At 67.6% G+C, this 15,080-nt stretch carries 15 protein-coding genes and 1 riboswitch; of the genes, 10 read left to right on the top strand and 5 right to left on the bottom strand.

Features of this window, described 5'->3' with window-relative positions; all coding sequences use genetic code 11:
- The first annotated feature begins 1 nt into the window (after position 1).
- Complete coding sequence (locus tag G6N19_RS04920) at positions 2 to 328, top strand: DoxX family protein (protein ID WP_109560430.1); 327 nt, start codon at positions 2 to 4, stop codon at positions 326 to 328.
- A 251-nt stretch (positions 329 to 579) separates the two neighbouring features.
- On the opposite strand, the gene G6N19_RS04915 is transcribed toward G6N19_RS04920, so the two are convergent.
- Entirely contained in the window at positions 580 to 936 is a 357-nt protein-coding gene (locus G6N19_RS04915) for an ArsR/SmtB family transcription factor (protein ID WP_232062525.1), read from the bottom strand.
- Positions 937 to 1,120: 184 nt separating this feature from the next.
- On the opposite strand from G6N19_RS04915, the gene G6N19_RS04910 reads away from it, so the two are divergent.
- Entirely contained in the window at positions 1,121 to 5,446 is a 4,326-nt protein-coding gene (locus G6N19_RS04910) for an HAD-IC family P-type ATPase (RefSeq protein WP_456320073.1), read from the top strand.
- A gap of 13 nt (positions 5,447 to 5,459) precedes the next feature.
- Here G6N19_RS04910 and G6N19_RS04905 read toward each other — a convergent pair whose 3' ends face one another.
- The 4 genes from G6N19_RS04905 to G6N19_RS04890 form a co-directional block, all read right to left on the bottom strand.
- On the bottom strand, positions 5,460 to 6,053 hold the full coding sequence (locus tag G6N19_RS04905; protein WP_013827801.1) for an ANTAR domain-containing protein: 594 nt from the start codon (positions 6,051 to 6,053) through the stop codon (positions 5,460 to 5,462).
- A 147-nt stretch (positions 6,054 to 6,200) separates the two neighbouring features.
- Positions 6,201 to 6,989, bottom strand: a complete 789-nt coding sequence (locus G6N19_RS04900) for a GAF and ANTAR domain-containing protein (protein WP_013827802.1) — start codon at positions 6,987 to 6,989, stop codon at positions 6,201 to 6,203.
- On the bottom strand, positions 6,986 to 8,320 hold the full coding sequence (locus G6N19_RS04895; protein ID WP_013827803.1) for a fatty acid desaturase family protein: 1,335 nt from the start codon (positions 8,318 to 8,320) through the stop codon (positions 6,986 to 6,988). Before G6N19_RS04895 ends, G6N19_RS04900 begins: the two co-directional genes overlap by 4 nt.
- 64 nt (positions 8,321 to 8,384) lie before the next feature.
- Positions 8,385 to 8,564: a DUF6131 family protein gene (locus G6N19_RS04890; RefSeq protein ID WP_013827804.1), complete on the bottom strand. Its 180-nt coding sequence runs from the start codon at positions 8,562 to 8,564 to the stop codon at positions 8,385 to 8,387.
- Positions 8,565 to 9,079: 515 nt separating this feature from the next.
- Between G6N19_RS04890 and G6N19_RS04885 the strand changes: the two genes are divergently transcribed.
- The 8 genes from G6N19_RS04885 to G6N19_RS04850 all read left to right on the top strand — a co-directional run bounded on the left by G6N19_RS04885 (position 9,080) and on the right by G6N19_RS04850 (position 15,022).
- Positions 9,080 to 9,604 carry a DUF5994 family protein gene (locus G6N19_RS04885; RefSeq protein ID WP_041317188.1) on the top strand — a complete coding sequence of 175 codons (525 nt, stop codon included), beginning with the start codon at positions 9,080 to 9,082 and terminating at the stop codon, positions 9,602 to 9,604.
- Between the two features lie 26 nt (positions 9,605 to 9,630).
- Positions 9,631 to 10,008: a VOC family protein gene (locus G6N19_RS04880; RefSeq protein ID WP_013827806.1), complete on the top strand. Its 378-nt coding sequence runs from the start codon at positions 9,631 to 9,633 to the stop codon at positions 10,006 to 10,008.
- An 88-nt stretch (positions 10,009 to 10,096) separates the two neighbouring features.
- Complete coding sequence (locus G6N19_RS04875) at positions 10,097 to 10,501, top strand: nuclear transport factor 2 family protein (RefSeq protein WP_041317193.1); 405 nt, start codon at positions 10,097 to 10,099, stop codon at positions 10,499 to 10,501.
- A 39-nt stretch (positions 10,502 to 10,540) separates the two neighbouring features.
- Positions 10,541 to 10,602: riboswitch (Fluoride riboswitch) on the top strand.
- Positions 10,603 to 10,629: 27 nt separating this feature from the next.
- Positions 10,630 to 12,411, top strand: coding sequence for a molybdopterin-dependent oxidoreductase (locus tag G6N19_RS04870; protein WP_165757735.1), 1,782 nt, complete (start codon positions 10,630 to 10,632; stop codon positions 12,409 to 12,411).
- A gap of 3 nt (positions 12,412 to 12,414) precedes the next feature.
- Positions 12,415 to 12,885 carry a fluoride efflux transporter FluC gene (locus G6N19_RS04865; RefSeq protein ID WP_193465875.1) on the top strand — a complete coding sequence of 157 codons (471 nt, stop codon included), beginning with the start codon at positions 12,415 to 12,417 and terminating at the stop codon, positions 12,883 to 12,885.
- Positions 12,882 to 13,232 carry a DUF190 domain-containing protein gene (locus G6N19_RS04860; protein ID WP_013827810.1) on the top strand — a complete coding sequence of 117 codons (351 nt, stop codon included), beginning with the start codon at positions 12,882 to 12,884 and terminating at the stop codon, positions 13,230 to 13,232. The genes G6N19_RS04865 and G6N19_RS04860 overlap by 4 nt, the downstream gene beginning before the upstream one ends.
- Entirely contained in the window at positions 13,229 to 13,597 is a 369-nt protein-coding gene (gene crcB, locus G6N19_RS04855; RefSeq protein WP_013827811.1) for a fluoride efflux transporter CrcB, read from the top strand. The genes G6N19_RS04860 and crcB overlap by 4 nt, the downstream gene beginning before the upstream one ends.
- Before the next feature lie 213 nt (positions 13,598 to 13,810).
- Positions 13,811 to 15,022 carry an acyl-CoA dehydrogenase family protein gene (locus G6N19_RS04850; protein WP_013827812.1) on the top strand — a complete coding sequence of 404 codons (1,212 nt, stop codon included), beginning with the start codon at positions 13,811 to 13,813 and terminating at the stop codon, positions 15,020 to 15,022.
- Positions 15,023 to 15,080 lie beyond the last annotated feature (58 nt).

The raw sequence follows: 15,080 nt of genomic DNA, 5'->3' as shown, positions 1-15,080 counted from the left end.
GATGCTGCTCGGCATGGGTATGGCTCATTTCGTCTGGCCGAAGCCGTTCGATGCGATCATTCCCGCTGAACTGCCGGGCAACCCGCGTGTCTACACCCATGCCTCTGGGCTGGGTGAGGCGGTGATCGGGGCGCTGCTGTTGTCGCCGCGTACCCGCCGCGGGGCCGGACTTGCCGCGGCCGCCCTGTTCGTCGCGGTTTTCCCGGCGAACGTCAACTGTGTGCGGCTGTTCGGGGACAAGCCCTGGCTGAAGGCTGCGATGATCGCGCGGCTGCCGCTGCAGATCCCGATGATCGCCGCCGCGTTGCGGGTGTGGCGCGCCGGTTAGTGGTGCCGGTCTGGGCGCGACCGGTGGCCGCGGGGCTCAGCCGATGTGGAACACGACCTCCAAGACCAGGAAGGCGAAGACGAGCGTTCCGAGGATTCCGGCGACGACGGGCAGTAGCAGCACAGGGTCTCTCATGGACCCAGACGTTATACAGCGGCCATATGTAAATAATTGAAAAGTGTTGCCGGTCACCACAATTAGGGACTTTTGTCTGTGGCCGGTAACACGTTGTGCCTCGCATATGGCCTGGATCACCGATCGTCGCGTGGTCCCAGCGGCGGGTCCGGCGCGAGGGTGCCGTCCGGTGCGATGTGGGCGAAGATCTGCTGGAGCAGCGTCAGGATGTGCGGGTCGTCGACGGTGTAGATGTGGTGGCGTCCTTCGCGGCGGGCGCGAATCAATCCGGCCAGCCGCAGCTTGGTCAGATGCTGGCTCATGGTGGCGACGTTGATGCCGGCCCGTCCCGCCAAGGTTGTGACGTCATAGGCGCCCTGCGCTGCCAGCCAGAGCACGTGTAGCCGCGCCGGGCTGCTGAGCAGCGCGAACGTGCTGGCCGCCGAGGCGAGCTGCGGCCGGGTCGGCTCTTCGGATCGGCTGGGGGAAGTCATGTCTTCGGGTCGCCGTTCTTCATGTTTTGCCATGGCGGCATTCATTTTGGCCCAACACCCATGGCAGGCTTCGGTAAACGACACATTCGCATAGTTGCGTAACCATCAAAGTGTCGACAGAATTGGGCGGTTGCTGCCGCGGGCTGTGCCCGGGCCGCTGGGAGCCCACCGTCAGATCACACGATTGGTTGTTGTCGACTTGATCCGGACATCCTTGCTGCTACGCCCGGTCGCCTTGGGGATCCAGGCGACCACCACACTCGTCGACGCGACGGTCCGCGGCGCCTCGGCCGCCACCGAGGCGGTCGGGGTCATCGCGTCGGCCGGCCTGCAGGTCGCCACCGTGCCGGTTCGCGAAGCCGGCCGGTTGCGGTCCGGTGAGACGGCATCGCTGACCCGACGCTGCTGGAGCGGCGAGGACCGCGCCTGGATCGAGGTGCGCGGACTGTCCGGTACCGGGGAACTCGGGCGCCACGTTCTCGACGCGCTGGGCGCCCAGCCGGGTGTGCTGTCGGCAAGGCTGAACCTCCCGCTGTCGCGGGTCGTGGTGGAGCTTTCGGCCGACGGCGACCGGGCCTCGCTGAATGACCTGTGCCGCGTGGTCGCAGACACCGAACGGCGTTGCCGCCGGGACGACGGTTCTGCGGCCGCCGACACCCCGGTCGCCCCGCCGCCTGCCGTCCTACCCGGCGACGGTTTGCTGCTGGCCGCCCGGGGAGTGATGGTCGGGGTCAACGCCGCCGGGCTGGCCATCGCGCTCGCCGGATGGGCGCTGCGGTTACCGCAGGCTCCCGTCGCCGTCGACGCCGCAGCGGCCCTGGTGAACTACCAGCCGTGGCTGCGCCGCCAACTGGTCGACCGGATCGGTACCGGCCCGGCCCACACCGTGCTGTCGCTGATCTCGACTGGTTCGCGCATCGCCACGCTGTCGCCGGCCGCGCTGGCGGTGGATCTGGCGTTGCAGGGCATCAAAGCCGCCGAGAACCAGGCCGGAGCGCAGGCCTGGGGCCGCCACGAGCCGCACCTGGCCCGGCACGCCGAGCAGGCGGAGGTCCAGCTGCCCGCCCGCCCGGTGCCCCTGCCGGAGGGTGCCGCCGATCGCTACGGCAACCGGATGGCGTTCGTACAGTTGATCGGCGCCGGTGTGGCGGGTGTCTTCAGTCGCAGCCTCACGGTGGCCGCGACCGCAGCGGTGGTGACGGGGCCGAAAGCGCTGCGCACCACCACCGAGGCGTTCGCGGCGACCCTGAGCCGAGCGTTGGTCGAGCAGCATGCGGCACTGCCGTTGCGCCCGGAGGGGCTGCGCCGACTCGACCGGGTCGACGCGGTGCTCATCGATCCCCGGGTGCTCTTCGCCGGCGGCACACGTCACCCGCTGACGACGGCGCTGCTGGCCGAGGCGCGGGCGTCCGGAGCACAGTTGATCACCCTCGACGTGGCCGAGCTGGGCGAGCTGCGACCGGTGTTCGACGATCTGGCACCGGACCGCGGCGGGGCCTTCGACGAGGCTCTCGCGGCCGCGTTGGCCCGTCTGCAGCAGGACGGGCGCACCGTCGCGGTGTTATCGTCGACCGCCGCGCAGGCATTGGCCAGCGCCGATGTCGGCCTCGGAGTCATGCCTGATTCCGCCTCCACCGCACCGCCGTTCGCCGCCGACCTGCTGCTGGCGGATCTGACCGGCGCCTGGCGGGTGCTGCATGCGCTACCCGCGGCGCGGGCGGCCACCGAACGGGGCATTTCGTTGTCCACTGGCGCGACCGCACTCGGTGCGGTGCTCATGGTTCCGGGTGTGCGAGCCGGCCGGGGCAGGGGTCCCGGGCCGGTCACCGCCGGGGCGGCGGCCGGGCTGGTTTCGGGATACCTGCTGGCCCGCGGGGTGGCCCGGACAGCAGCGCCGCGACCCGCACCGGCCTATGAATGGCACGCGATGTCCATCGACGAGGTTCGCGCCATCCTGCCGCCGCCCGACCTGGCCCGGGTCGCAACCGAACTCGCCGAGCAGCCGCCCGCCATGGCGTGGCAGTTCGTCAAGGCGGTGCGCGCCGAGCTGTCCGATCCGTTGATGCCGGTGCTGGCGCTGTCGTCGGCGGCCACCGCGATGCTCGGCTCACCGGTAGACGCGATGCTGGTCAGCACGGTGTTGATCGGCAATTGCATGCTGGCGGCCGCGCAGCAGCTGCAGGCCGAGAACCGGCTGAATCGCCTGCTGGCGCAACAAGCCCCGCCCGCCCGGATCCTCGAGGACGGCGGCTACGGCGAGATCGATGCGGCTCGGCTGCTGCCCGGCGCCCTGATCGAGGTCCGCAGCAATGAGGTCGTGCCCGCCGACGCCCGCCTGATCGAGACCACCGACCTCGAAGTCGACGAATCCAGTCTGACCGGTGAGTCGTTGACGGTGGACAAGCAGACCGCGGCGACACCGGGCGCCGAACTCGCGGATCGGCGCTGCATGCTCTACGCCGGCACGACGGTCGTCGCGGGCACCGCGGTCGCCCTGGTCACCGCGGTCGGCGCCGACACCCAGGCGCGCCGCGCCGCGGAACTGGCCGCCGGACAGCTGCCCGTCGTCGGCCTGCAACACCAGCTCAGTCAGCTCATGAGCCGCGCCTTCCCCGCCAGCGCCGCCGGCGGGCTGCTGGTGGGCGTGCTCGGCCTGCTGCGCGGTGGGGGCCTTCGCCAGGCGCTGGGCAATGCGATCGCGGTGGCGGTTGCGGCGGTGCCCGAGGGGATGCCGTTGATGGCGACCCTGGCCCAGCACGCCTCGTCCCAGCGCCTCAGCGGATCCGGTGCGCTGGTCCGCATACCCCGGACGGTGGAGGCGCTCGGCCGCGTCGAGGTGGTGTGTTTCGACAAGACCGGAACCTTGAGTGAAAACCGGCTGCGCGTGACCCGGGTGCATCCGGTGGCCGGGAACACCGACGACGACGTGCTGCGGTGCGCGGCCAACGCCGCGCCGGCCGCCGAGGGCGCCCCGCATGCCCATGCCACTGACCAGGCCGTCATCGAAGCGGCCGCCGACATTGCCGGCCAACGATGGTCGGCTCCGGACGCACATCTGCCGTTCCGTTCCGGCCGGGCGTTCTCGGCGTCGGTGTCGGGCCGGGAGCTGGTGGTCAAGGGCGCCCCGGAAGTGGTGCTGGCCGCCTGCCGCGGTCTCGGGTCGGATGTCGGCGACCCGGTGGCGCAGTTGGCCGCCGGCGGACTGCGGGTGATCGCGGTGGCGCAGCGCCGGCTGACCGCCGCGCAGGTGCAGTCGCTGCGTAACGATCCCGACGCGATCACCGGACTGTGCCGCAGCAGGTTGAGCCTGACCGGGTTCCTCGGTATCTCCGACACACCGCGCGCCGAGGCGCCACAATTGCTCGCCGACCTCGCCGAGCGGGGCGTAGGGGTCCGGCTGATCACCGGTGATCACCCCGTCACCGCAACCGCGATCGCCGCCGAACTCGGAATGCCGGTCACCGCTGCACAGGTGATCACCGGCTCGGAATGGAATGCGCTGTCGCGCAAGGATCAGGAACGCGCGGTGGCGCAGCGGGTGATCTTCGCCCGGATGTCGCCGGAGAACAAAGTGCAGGTCGTGCAGACCCTCGAACGCAGCGGTCGGGTCTGCGCCATGGTCGGTGACGGGGCCAACGACGCGGCGGCGATCCGGGCCGCCAGCGTCGGTCTCGGCGTGGTGGCCCGCGGCAGCGACTCGGCGCACACCACCGCCGACATCGTGCTGACCGACGGCCGCATCGGAGCGTTGGCCGACGCCGTCGACGAGGGCCGGCGACTGTGGCGCGGGGTGCAGCTGGCGGTGACCGGGCTGCTCGGCGGCAACGTCGGCGAGGTGATCTTCGGTGTCGTCGGCAGCGCACTGACCGGGAGCTCGCCGCTGAACAACCGCCAGCTGCTGCTGATGAACATGCTCACCGACGCGCTGCCGGCCACCTCCGTGGCGGTGAGCACGCCCGCCGGGCCGGCCGGCCGCGTCGTGCACGGCATCGACGAACGCAAGCTGATGCGTGCCGTCGCAGTCCGCGGCGCGATCACCGGAGCGGCGGCCAGCGCGGCCTGGGCGATGGCCTCGGTGACCGGACGTCCGCAGCGCGCCGCCACCGTCGCATTGATCACACTGGTCACCACCGAGCTGGCTCAGACACTGGTCGATTCCCACGCACCGTTGGTGTTGCTCACCGCCGCCGGCTCGTTCGCGACGTTCGCGGCGATGATCAGCCTCCCGGGCATCAGCCAACTGCTGGGTTGCACCCCGGTGGGCCCGCTGGGCTGGTCGCAGGCGTTGGGGTCGACCGGCGCGGCGGTGCTGGCGATCGCAGCGGCGCCGCGCCTGCTGCCGGCCGGTCGGGAAGACTCGACCGCACAGCCGCCGCACGCGACGACGCCGGATTCGATGGCCGCGGTGCAGACGCTGAGCCGGACGCCGGACGGCCGGCAGCGCCGAACCGTTGCCCGCGCGGGACTCGGCTATCAGTCTGGCGAGCTGGAGAATTCTTCGGCGGGCTGAGGGCTGTCAGCGGTCAATTGTCTTCGGAGACCGGCCCGTTGAGCTCGCTGAGGATGTCGTTCGCGATGTCGCCGCGGCTCACGCTGAGACGCTCGGCCCGGGCATCGATCTCGCGGTGGGCACGTTCGACGGTGTAGCCGCCGGCGATCAACACTCCAATCGCCTGATCGATCAGCGAGGCCGCCGCGATCCCGCCGGGCGCTCCCCCGGCCCGGGGCGGGGTGCGGTGCTGATCCAGGACGAACTCGGTCAGGGTGCGGCCGGTCAGCCAGGACAGGTCGGCGGCCAGGTCGACGAAGGCGCCGGGGTTGCCGGCGTAGAGAATCAAGGACGCGAACGGCGCCGCACCGTCGTCGGACATCGCCGGAGGTATCGGCAGCCACAGCGAGGTGACGATGTCGCCGATCTCGGTGCCCGATTCGAGCACGGTGAAACTGGATTGACGGCCCAATACGGTGGTCATCACCGTCAGGCCCAGATAGGACCCCACCGCCAGCTTGCTGTTGTCCACCAACTGGCGAAGTGTGCCGGTGAGGTCGAGGCCAGGGTCGTCGAGGATTTCGGTCAGGGCCGCGAGATCGGCGGCCAGGGCGGCGGTGATGTCCACAAGGGGTGGTGCTCCCCATTGACGCCCCGAACGCCGATCATTCGGTCCAAGCCGAGTGCCGCAGGTCGCGGTTCCCCGGGTGCAACATCCGACCGCGGATCAGGGATCCGGGTCTCACAGTGCCTAATACCCAACGCTACTCGCATGTCATCGCCCGGTGTGGCGAGCCTGCGCGCGGCGCACGGCTTCCTTGACGATGCTTTGGGCAACCGCCGCCAGTTTGATGTTTTCTGTCTGGCTGATCCGGCGCAGCCGATCGAACGCCTCCTCGGCGGTTCCGCCGGAGCGGGCGCGCAGGATACCGATGGCCTGGTCGATGACCGGTCGCGTGGACAGTGCTGTCTGCAACTGCGCGGTCAAGGTCCGGGCCTGAGTGAGCACGTGCGCGTTGTGTACCGCGACGGCGGCGGGTACGGCGAACAGTTCCCCGAGTTCGGCGGCGCGGTCGGTGAAGGCGTCCTTGCTGTGCGCGTAGACGTTGATGGCGCCGACCACCCGGCCGGGCAGCAGCAGCGGTAGCGACAACACGCTGTGGACGCCGAGACGTCCCACCCGCGGGCCGAAGCGAGGCCAGAGCTTCTCGCCGCCCAACGACCCGGACCGCACGGTGCGCTGCTCCAGCGCCGCGGTGATGCAGGGGCCCTCGTTGACCTCGACGTATTGGATCTCGTCGATCTGCTGTACGAAGGGGGCGCTGGCGGCCAGGACCTCGACCCGGTTGTCCGGGCGGTCGGTACGCAGCAACGTCAATCCGGCACCATCCGCGGCGGGGATGGCCTGCACCGCATAGCTGGCCACCCGGGCCAGAAGTTCCTCGAGACCGAGCGAGTCCGCCACCAGACCGGCGAGATCGGCCAGACCGGACCGCAGATCGTCGGCGCCGGCGCGTTCTGAAGGTGGCACCGGCCGGCTGCTGGGCTCGGATACGTCGGTCACGACGGCTCCGTCATCTGCCGATTCGCGGCGAGCTCACGTTGACATTCTAGGGCGGCGGGTTGGCGTAATCCACGTGTGCCGGCGCTGCTCCCGTGGCCGCGACGCCAGCCGCGGACCGCCGCGATCGCCGACCGGAGCCCGCGACGGTGTCCGGTCGCCGCGTCGGTGCCGACGAAGTCAGGCGCCAGTACGGAGAACATGCGCTCGCTGCGGGTCTCCGGAGCGTCGTCGGCGGTCGCGCGCAAGTAGCGATCCGGCAACGACAGTTTGGCGATGGTGCGCCACGTCTTGCCGTACTGCATCAGAAAGGAGCCCGTGGTGTAGGGCAGGTCGTACTTGTCGCAGATCTGGCGCACCCGCACCGAGATCTCGTGCAACCGATTGCTCGGCAGGTCGGGGAAGAGGTGATGTTCGATCTGGTAGCACAAGTTGCCGCTCATGAACCGCAACGCCGGCCCGGCGTCGAAGTTGGCACTGCCCAGCATCTGGCGCAGATACCACTGCCCCCGGGTTTCGCCGATCATGTCGGTCTTGCTGAACTTCTCGGCGCCGTCGGGGAAATGCCCGCAGAAGATCACCGCGTCTGCCCAGATGTTGCGAATCACGTTGGCCAGCAGGTTGGCCTTCAACGTTGTTGCGTAGCTCGCCGCCGGCGACAGCGAGGTGAGTGCGGGGAACGCCACGTAGTCCTTGACCAACTGCCTGCCGGCCTTGAGTGCGAACTGGCGGGCCTTTCCGAGGGCGGTTTCGCGTTCCGGTCCGCCCTTGCGAATGTTGCCGAATTCCATGGGCTGCAATCCGATTCCCCACTCGAATCCGAGAGCGAGGATGATGTGGAACAGCACGTTGCCGATGTTGCTCGGTGTCCAGGGCTGGTCGCGAGTGACCCGCAGGGTGTTGTAGCCGACGTCGTCGTCCATGCCCAGGATGTTCGTGTATTTGTGGTGACGAAGGTTATGGGTGAACTGCCAGTGCTTCGACACCCCGGCCATGTCCCACTCCCACGTCGAGGAGTGGATCTCGGGATCGTTCATCCAGTTCCACTGGCCATGCATGACGTTGTGGCCGATCTCCATATTCTCGATGATCTTGGCCAGAGCGACGCTGAGCGTTCCCGCCCACCAGGCGTGGCGTTTCGAGCCCACGGTGAGCATGAGCCGGCCGGCTACTTCCAGGACCCGTTGTGCGGCGATGGTACGGCGGATGTAGCGCGCGTCGCGCGCGCCGAGGGAATCCTCGATGTCCAGTCGGATCGTGTCGAGATCAACGGCCAAGGCGTCGATGTCGGCGTCGGTCAGGTGAGCGAAGACCGAAATGTCAGTAATCGCCAATGGTCTCCCCCTTTCGTCGGCTTCGGTCGGGCGATCGGGCGATCACTGGATACCTTCTGGCGGGTCAGTAATAGTGGCGGCGCCCGCCGACGGCGTGTCCCATCCGTCCCATCAGCATCAACAGCAGTCCGACGACAAGAAGGATGACGCCGATGACCAAGCAGAGATGGGCATAGGCGAAGGTGGGGACCAGGGCGGGCAGGAGGAGTCCGAGGACGATGAGGATGATTCCGAGAGCGATCATGGCGTTTACCTGATTTCTGGGTAGGTGTTTCAGAGGACGTCCGGTTGAAGTTTTGATGGCGTCATTGGCACCCGGTCCCGGCTGATTTGGCGGTGGTGCCACAGCAGGCAAGTGAGGCCATGAGAGAGGCGTCTACGTTGTCTCGACGGCATCGTCGGAGGTATCGGAGTGTGCGGCTCGAACAAAATTCATCGAACTCGGCGGCGTACAGCCCAACTCGCTTCCGCACCGGCTGAAGGACTCAGCACCAATAACACTACCCTCGTTTCGGCGTGGCCGGCCGACGGATCGAGCGGAGGGAATGCGGTCGCGTAGTCGTTCGCCGGGGCGCCGTCGGGCGGCCCGGGCCGAACAGCGGCGAGCTCCGCGCATTCCGGCGCCCGGACGCGCTCGGACCGAATCGGCGTAAGGTCGTGGCCAGCGGCGGTACTTCGTACGTCTGGGTACATGTGGTGTTTGAAAGTCCTGTCATCGCCGGAAATTCTGGCCGCTGGGGCTGAGATGGGAGCGTCGTCATGACGCGACAGCAGACAACACGCAAAGACCCCGACAACTCCACTTCCCCGCTGCGGACGCCGCGGTTGCGGTTGAAGCGCAAAGCATCGCAGAGCGGGTACGTCGATGGGGCGTGGTGGCCCCGCACCGATGACCTCACCGGAGAGCTGCCCGACCTGCTGGCGGTGCTCTCGGTTCGATTGGGCCGGATAAGCCGGGTCTTGTACAACCTGAACGAATGGGTGCGCGCGCCGCGGAAACTCGTCAGCGCCGGGCTGCCCGTGCGGCTCGATGGGTACCGGTTACAACCGAGCGACACAGTTGAGGTTCTCGGGCTCAATGGTGACCGTCTCACATTGGTGGTGGTTCCCGCGCGCGCCGACCCGAGCGATGCGCACACCACCATGATGACCGCCGCGCAGCCGCAAAACGCCGTGACGGTGGGCGATCTGCTGACCATCAGTCCGCGTGCCCGGGAACGACGCATGTTGGCGGCTACCGCTCTGGACCGCTGGGAGTCGGAAGGGGGAACGGCAGACGGATGAGTACGGCCAGGATCACCTCATGCTTGATGCGGGTATCCAATCTGGACCACTCCGTGAAGTTCTACAGCGATGTCTTTCAGTGCGATGTGGCCATTTACGACACGGATGCGGCACTTCTGTTGGCGCCGGACGGCTTCGAGATCTACCTGCGCACCCACGAGGCATCCAGAACGGGTGGCATCACCGACATCGGCGTCGAGCAGATGATCTGGTCTGCCGGCAGCGAGGAAGAGTTGCGCCGGATCGAGCAGCGCATGCGCGTCCACGATCCCGACACCTACTCGAACACCCTGGGCGAGATCAGTTACGTCGACGGCGCCGACCCGGACGGCATTCGCGTACTGATCACCTACCCGACTCCTCGCCAGCTTCCACGTGAGGTCATCGACCGACGACTACGGTGACACGCCTCGGTGGGACCGGCTGCGGCAACGGGGCGGCGGATGCGTCTACCGTAGGGCGTCGAATCGTATCGAGCAGTGGAGGTGTCTTGTGCACCCTTTCCGGCAAGCCGTCGAGGCCCGCGACGCAGCGGCTATGGAGGCGCTGCTGTCCGACGAGGTCGTGTTCACCAGCCCGGTGGCGTTCAAGCCCTATCCGGGCAAGCCGATCACCGCGGCGATCCTGCGCGCCGTGATGCGCGTCTTCTCCGACTTCCGGTACATCCGAGAGATCGGCGACCCCTCAGGGCGTGATCATGCCCTGATGTTCGAGGCCACCGTGGCGGGCAAGCGGCTCACCGGATGCGACTTCCTGCATGTCGACGACGACGGCAAGATCGACGACTTCATGGTGATGGTGCGGCCGCTGTCGGCGGCCACGGCGCTGGCCGAGGCCATGGCGGCGCAGTTCGACCAGATCACCCGCGAGGCCGCAGGGCAGGGTGGTCCGGCGTAGCCGGAAACACAGCTGCGCATCGCTCGACCAGCGGCTATTGTTGATGGCGGCGATGAAGCTCGCCATGAACCGCCGCCCCGGCTGATGGCTTCTACCACGTGAATGACGCACGGGTGGGAGGTGCCGAAATGGCTCCAGAGGCAAACAATTTGGCAGCGCTGCTCGATCAGGGCCCCCGCCGTCGAGCGGTAGAGCGCCGGGTCGACATCGAACACTGGGCCGGGGCCATTCCCCAGGAGATGGCCCAGGTTCCGTCCGTGCGGTTCGGCAAGCGCTGGGTGTCATCGCTGTGGCTGATCCCGCTCGCCGCGGCCGGGCTGGTCGTCGGGATCGCCCTGGCACAGCAGCTGCGCCGATACGGCTGGATGCAGGACTTCATCGCCGCCTACCCGGGCACATCCTCGCGCGTCACGCCGGTGATCGACACCGGCTTTCCGGCCTGGCTGCGCTGGCAGCACCTGTTCAACATCGTCTTCATGATGTTTCTGATCCGGGCGGGTCTGCAGATCCTGGCCGACCACCCGCGGCTCTACCTCAACCAGGGCTGCCGGCCGGGGACGGCATGGTTGCGGATGCGGGGTCCGGTCCCCGAGGACCGGATGAACGAAGCCGATGCCTCGCACATGTGGACCGCCAAGGATGACTCGGTGGCCCTGCCGAAGTGGCTGGGCATCCCCGGCGTCCGGCACACGGTGGGCCTGGCGCGCTGGTGGCACTTCTCGTTCGACCTGCTGTGGCTGCTCAACGGCGCGGTGTTCTACGTGCTGCTGTTGGTCAGCGGCGAGTGGCGCCGCATCGTTCCGCGGTCGTGGGAGGCGCTGCCCAATGCGGCTTCGACGCTGATTCAATACGCGTCCCTGGATTTCCCCGCCAACGAAGGCTTCACCAACTACAACTCCCTGCAGGTGATCGCCTACTTCTCCACCGTATTCATCGCCGCCCCACTGGCTTTCGTCACCGGGCTGTTGCAGTCGCCTACCATCGCCGCGCGCTTCGGCCTGGACCGGGGGCTGCTCAACCAACAGCTGGCCCGTACCGTTCACTTCGCGGTACTGGTGTGGATGGTGGCCTTCATCGCCATGCACACCCTGATGGTGTTCACCACCGGCCTGGTGGACAATCTCAATCACATCGTGCTGGGCGCCGACACCCAATCATATTGGCCCCTCGTCGTTTATCTGGTCGCCATGGTTGTCATCGCGATGCTGTGGCTGGCGGCCTCGCCGCTGACGCTGCGCTATCCCGCGGTGGTCCGCAAGGTCGGCATCGCGGCACTCGGCTGGTTCAACGATCTGCTGGAACGCCCGCATCCGGACGCCATTTACGCCGAGAAGGACATCTCACCGTATCTGTGGCCGAATGGCACGCTACCCACCTCCGAGCACTATCGCGCCCTGCAGAAGGGCGGGTGGGCAGACTACCGGTTGCGGATCGAGGGGCTGGTGGAGAACCCGGTCACCCTGACCTATGCGCAGCTGCTGGCGCTGCCCAAACACGAGCAGATCACCGGTCACCACTGCATTCAGGGCTGGACCGGGATCGCCAAGTGGGCCGGCGTGCGGATGTCCGACATCCTCGATCTGGTGCGCCCGTTGCCGTCGGCGCGCTGGGTGGCGTTCTACTCCTTCGCCGAGGGATCCGGTCCGTCGGAGGAGGGCCGCTACTACGACTGCCACAAGATCGCCCACATGCGGGAACCGACGACACTGCTGGCCTACGAGATGAACGACGCGCCGCTCACCGAGGTCCACGGCGCCCCGCTGCGGCTGCGCAATGAGCACGAGCTCGGCTTCAAGATGGTGAAATGGATCGAGGCCATCGAGTTCATCGACGACTTCCGCCATCGCGGCCTCGGGATGGGCGGTTACAACGAGGACCACGAATATTACGGCTACCGAATGCCCATCTGAGCGATGGCGATACCGGAGCCCGATGTGACCGTCGGCCCTGACCTGTTTGTTCGGCGCCGGCGGTCCTCTGCGGTGCGTGAGCAGGCGCCGGTGGTCGCGGCTGTTGCTCTCGGTGGCGCGGTCGGGGCATGCGCCCGCTACGGCATCGAGCTGGCGTGGCCCGCCCCTTCGGGCGGCTTTCCCTGGGCCACATTGCTTATCAACGTCAGCGGGTGCGCGTTGATGGGGGCGTTGATGGTGGCGATCACCGAACTGTGGGTGGGCCACCGGCTGCTACGCCCGCTGTTGGGCACCGGTGTGCTGGGCGGTTATACGATGTTCTCCACGTTCGCCAGCGATGTCGACACCCTGGCGGCCGCTGGACAGCTGGCCCGGGCGGTGATCTATCTACTCATCACTCCGGTGCTGGTGCTGGTCGCCACCTGGACCACCGCGGCCCTCACCCGACGTCTGATCATCAGGAGGACAGCATGACCCAGCTCACCGGATCCGCCCTGCGCATGACGGTGTTCGTCGGGGAGAGCGACACCTGGCACCGCAAGCCGCTGTTCAGTGAGATCGTGCATCGGGCCCGCCGGGCCGGGCTTGCCGGTGCGACGGTGTTCCGCGGCGTGGAGGGCTACGGTGCGTCCTCGGCCATTCACACCACCCGGTTGCTGTCGCTGTCGGAGGATCTGCCGGTCTCGGTCATCATCGTCGACACCGCCGAGCGGATCCGCGACTTCCTGCCGCAGCTCGACGAATTGGTCACCGAGGGCCTGATCCTGCTCGACGAAGTCGAGGTCGTCCGGCACGTCGGCCGGCCCGCTGACGTTCAGTGAACTGGCTGCTGGTCATCGCCGGCGCGGCGGTCGGGGCGCCGCTGCGATACCTGACCGATCGATTCGTACAAGCCCGGCACGACACCACCTTCCCGTGGGGCACGTTCACCGCCAACGTGCTCGGCAGCCTGATCCTGGGTGTGCTCACCGGCGCGGTGAGCGGTGGTGACCAGCGATGGCAGCTATTGATCGGCACCGGGTTGTGCGGGGCACTGACCACCTACTCGACCTTCTCCTACGAGACCCTCCAGCTGGCCGGTGCCGGCGCACGGCTCTATGCGGTGGCCAACCTGGTGCTCACGCTGACCTGCGGACTCGGTGCCTACTACACCGGAAACGTTGCAGCGCAAGCTCTCTGGTTGTGATACGTCGCGGCGGGCAGCCGGTGATCGGGGTGTCACGCGGGGCAGTCACGAGGGCTTCGACGGCCGCTCAGCGCTGCGGCACCGACAGCATTCCGGCCAGGCCGGCGTCGCTTCTGGGTCGTCATCGATGCCGGCCGTGGTGGACAACAGGACCGGGTGCCACAATCAAGTCGGCCGCGTGCAAGGGCCGCCCACGGATTCCCAGGAGAAACAATGTCGTTCTCGGTAGAGCTCAGTGACGACGTGATCGAGGTCCGGGACTGGGTGCATCAATTCGCCGCCGATGTCGTCCGTCCGGCCGCCGCCGAATGGGACGAGCGTGAGGAGACGCCGTGGCCCGTCATTCAGGAGGCGGCCAAGATCGGCCTGTACTCACCCGAGCTGTTCGCCACGCAAGCCGCCGAACCGAGCGGGATCGGAATGCTGACGGTGTTCGAGGAACTGTTCTGGGGTGACGCCGGGATCGCGCTGTCGATTCTGGGGACCGGCCTGGCGGCCGCCGCCTTGGCGGGCAACGGAACTCCCGAGCAGCTGGGCCGCTGGCTGCCCGAGATGTTCGGGACGGCTGACGAGCCCAAACTCGGGGCCTTCTGCTCTTCCGAACCCGATGCCGGTTCGGACGTGGGCGCGATTCGCACCCGTGCCCGTTTCGACCAAGCCACCCGCGAATGGGTGCTCAACGGCACCAAGACCTGGGCCACCAACGGCGGCATCGCCAACGTGCACATCGTCGTCGCCTCGGTCTATCCCGAACTCGGCTCACGCGGACAGGCCACGTTCGTCATCGGTCCCGACACCGCGGGACTGGCCCAGGGACAGAAGTTCAAGAAGCACGGCATCCGGGCGTCGCACACCGCCGAGATCGTCCTGGATAACGTCCGGCTACCCGAGGACATGATCCTGGGCGGCCGGGAGAAGTTCGAGGAACGGGTCGCCCGCGTCAAATCCGGTGCATCGGCCGGGGGACAGGCCGCGATGAAGACCTTCGAGCGCACCCGCCCGTCGGTCGGGGCGATGGCGGTCGGAGTGGCGCGCGCCGCCTACGAATACGCGCTGGACTATGCCTGCCAGCGTGAGCAGTTCGGCCGCAAGATCGGCGAGTTCCAGGCTGTCGCCTTCAAGCTGGCCGATATGAAGAGCCGTATCGATGCTGCCCGGCTGCTGGTCTGGCGAGCCGGCTGGATGGCACGTAACAACAAATCTTTCGACAACGCGGAGGGCTCGATGGCCAAACTGGTCGCCAGCGAGACCGCGGTCTATGTCACCGACGAAGCGATTCAGATCCTCGGCGGCAACGGTTACACCCGTGACTACCCGGTCGAGCGGATGCACCGCGACGCGAAGATCTTCACCATCTTCGAAGGCACCAGTGAGATCCAGCGGCTGGTCATCGCCCGGGCGCTGACCGGCTTGCCGCTGCGCTGACATTATTTCGCCGAGTGTGCGTTTTGTTCGGCGTAACTGCCGATCGGCGCACCAAACC

Source organism: Mycobacterium novum (genome assembly GCF_010726505.1).
Lineage (GTDB): Bacteria > Actinomycetota > Actinomycetes > Mycobacteriales > Mycobacteriaceae > Mycobacterium > Mycobacterium algericum.
The sequence above is the reverse complement of the archived record's forward strand: the minus strand, read 5'-3'. Positions and strand labels throughout refer to the sequence as shown.

Excerpts from the sequence above, each read along its gene's own strand:
- G6N19_RS04920 (WP_109560430.1), top strand. The coding sequence starts at position 2 with ATGCTGCTCGGCATGGGTATGGCTCATTTCGTCTGGCCGAAGCCGTTC.
- G6N19_RS04915 (WP_232062525.1), bottom strand. The coding sequence starts at position 936 with ATGACTTCCCCCAGCCGATCCGAAGAGCCGACCCGGCCGCAGCTCGCC.
- G6N19_RS04890 (WP_013827804.1), bottom strand. The coding sequence starts at position 8,564 with ATGATCGCTCTCGGAATCATCCTCATCGTCCTCGGACTCCTCCTGCCC.
- G6N19_RS04885 (WP_041317188.1), top strand. The coding sequence starts at position 9,080 with ATGACGCGACAGCAGACAACACGCAAAGACCCCGACAACTCCACTTCC.
- G6N19_RS04880 (WP_013827806.1), top strand. The coding sequence starts at position 9,631 with ATGCGGGTATCCAATCTGGACCACTCCGTGAAGTTCTACAGCGATGTC.
- G6N19_RS04870 (WP_165757735.1), top strand. The coding sequence starts at position 10,630 with ATGGCTCCAGAGGCAAACAATTTGGCAGCGCTGCTCGATCAGGGCCCC.
- G6N19_RS04865 (WP_193465875.1), top strand. The coding sequence starts at position 12,415 with ATGGCGATACCGGAGCCCGATGTGACCGTCGGCCCTGACCTGTTTGTT.
- G6N19_RS04860 (WP_013827810.1), top strand. The coding sequence starts at position 12,882 with ATGACCCAGCTCACCGGATCCGCCCTGCGCATGACGGTGTTCGTCGGG.
- G6N19_RS04850 (WP_013827812.1), top strand. The coding sequence starts at position 13,811 with ATGTCGTTCTCGGTAGAGCTCAGTGACGACGTGATCGAGGTCCGGGAC.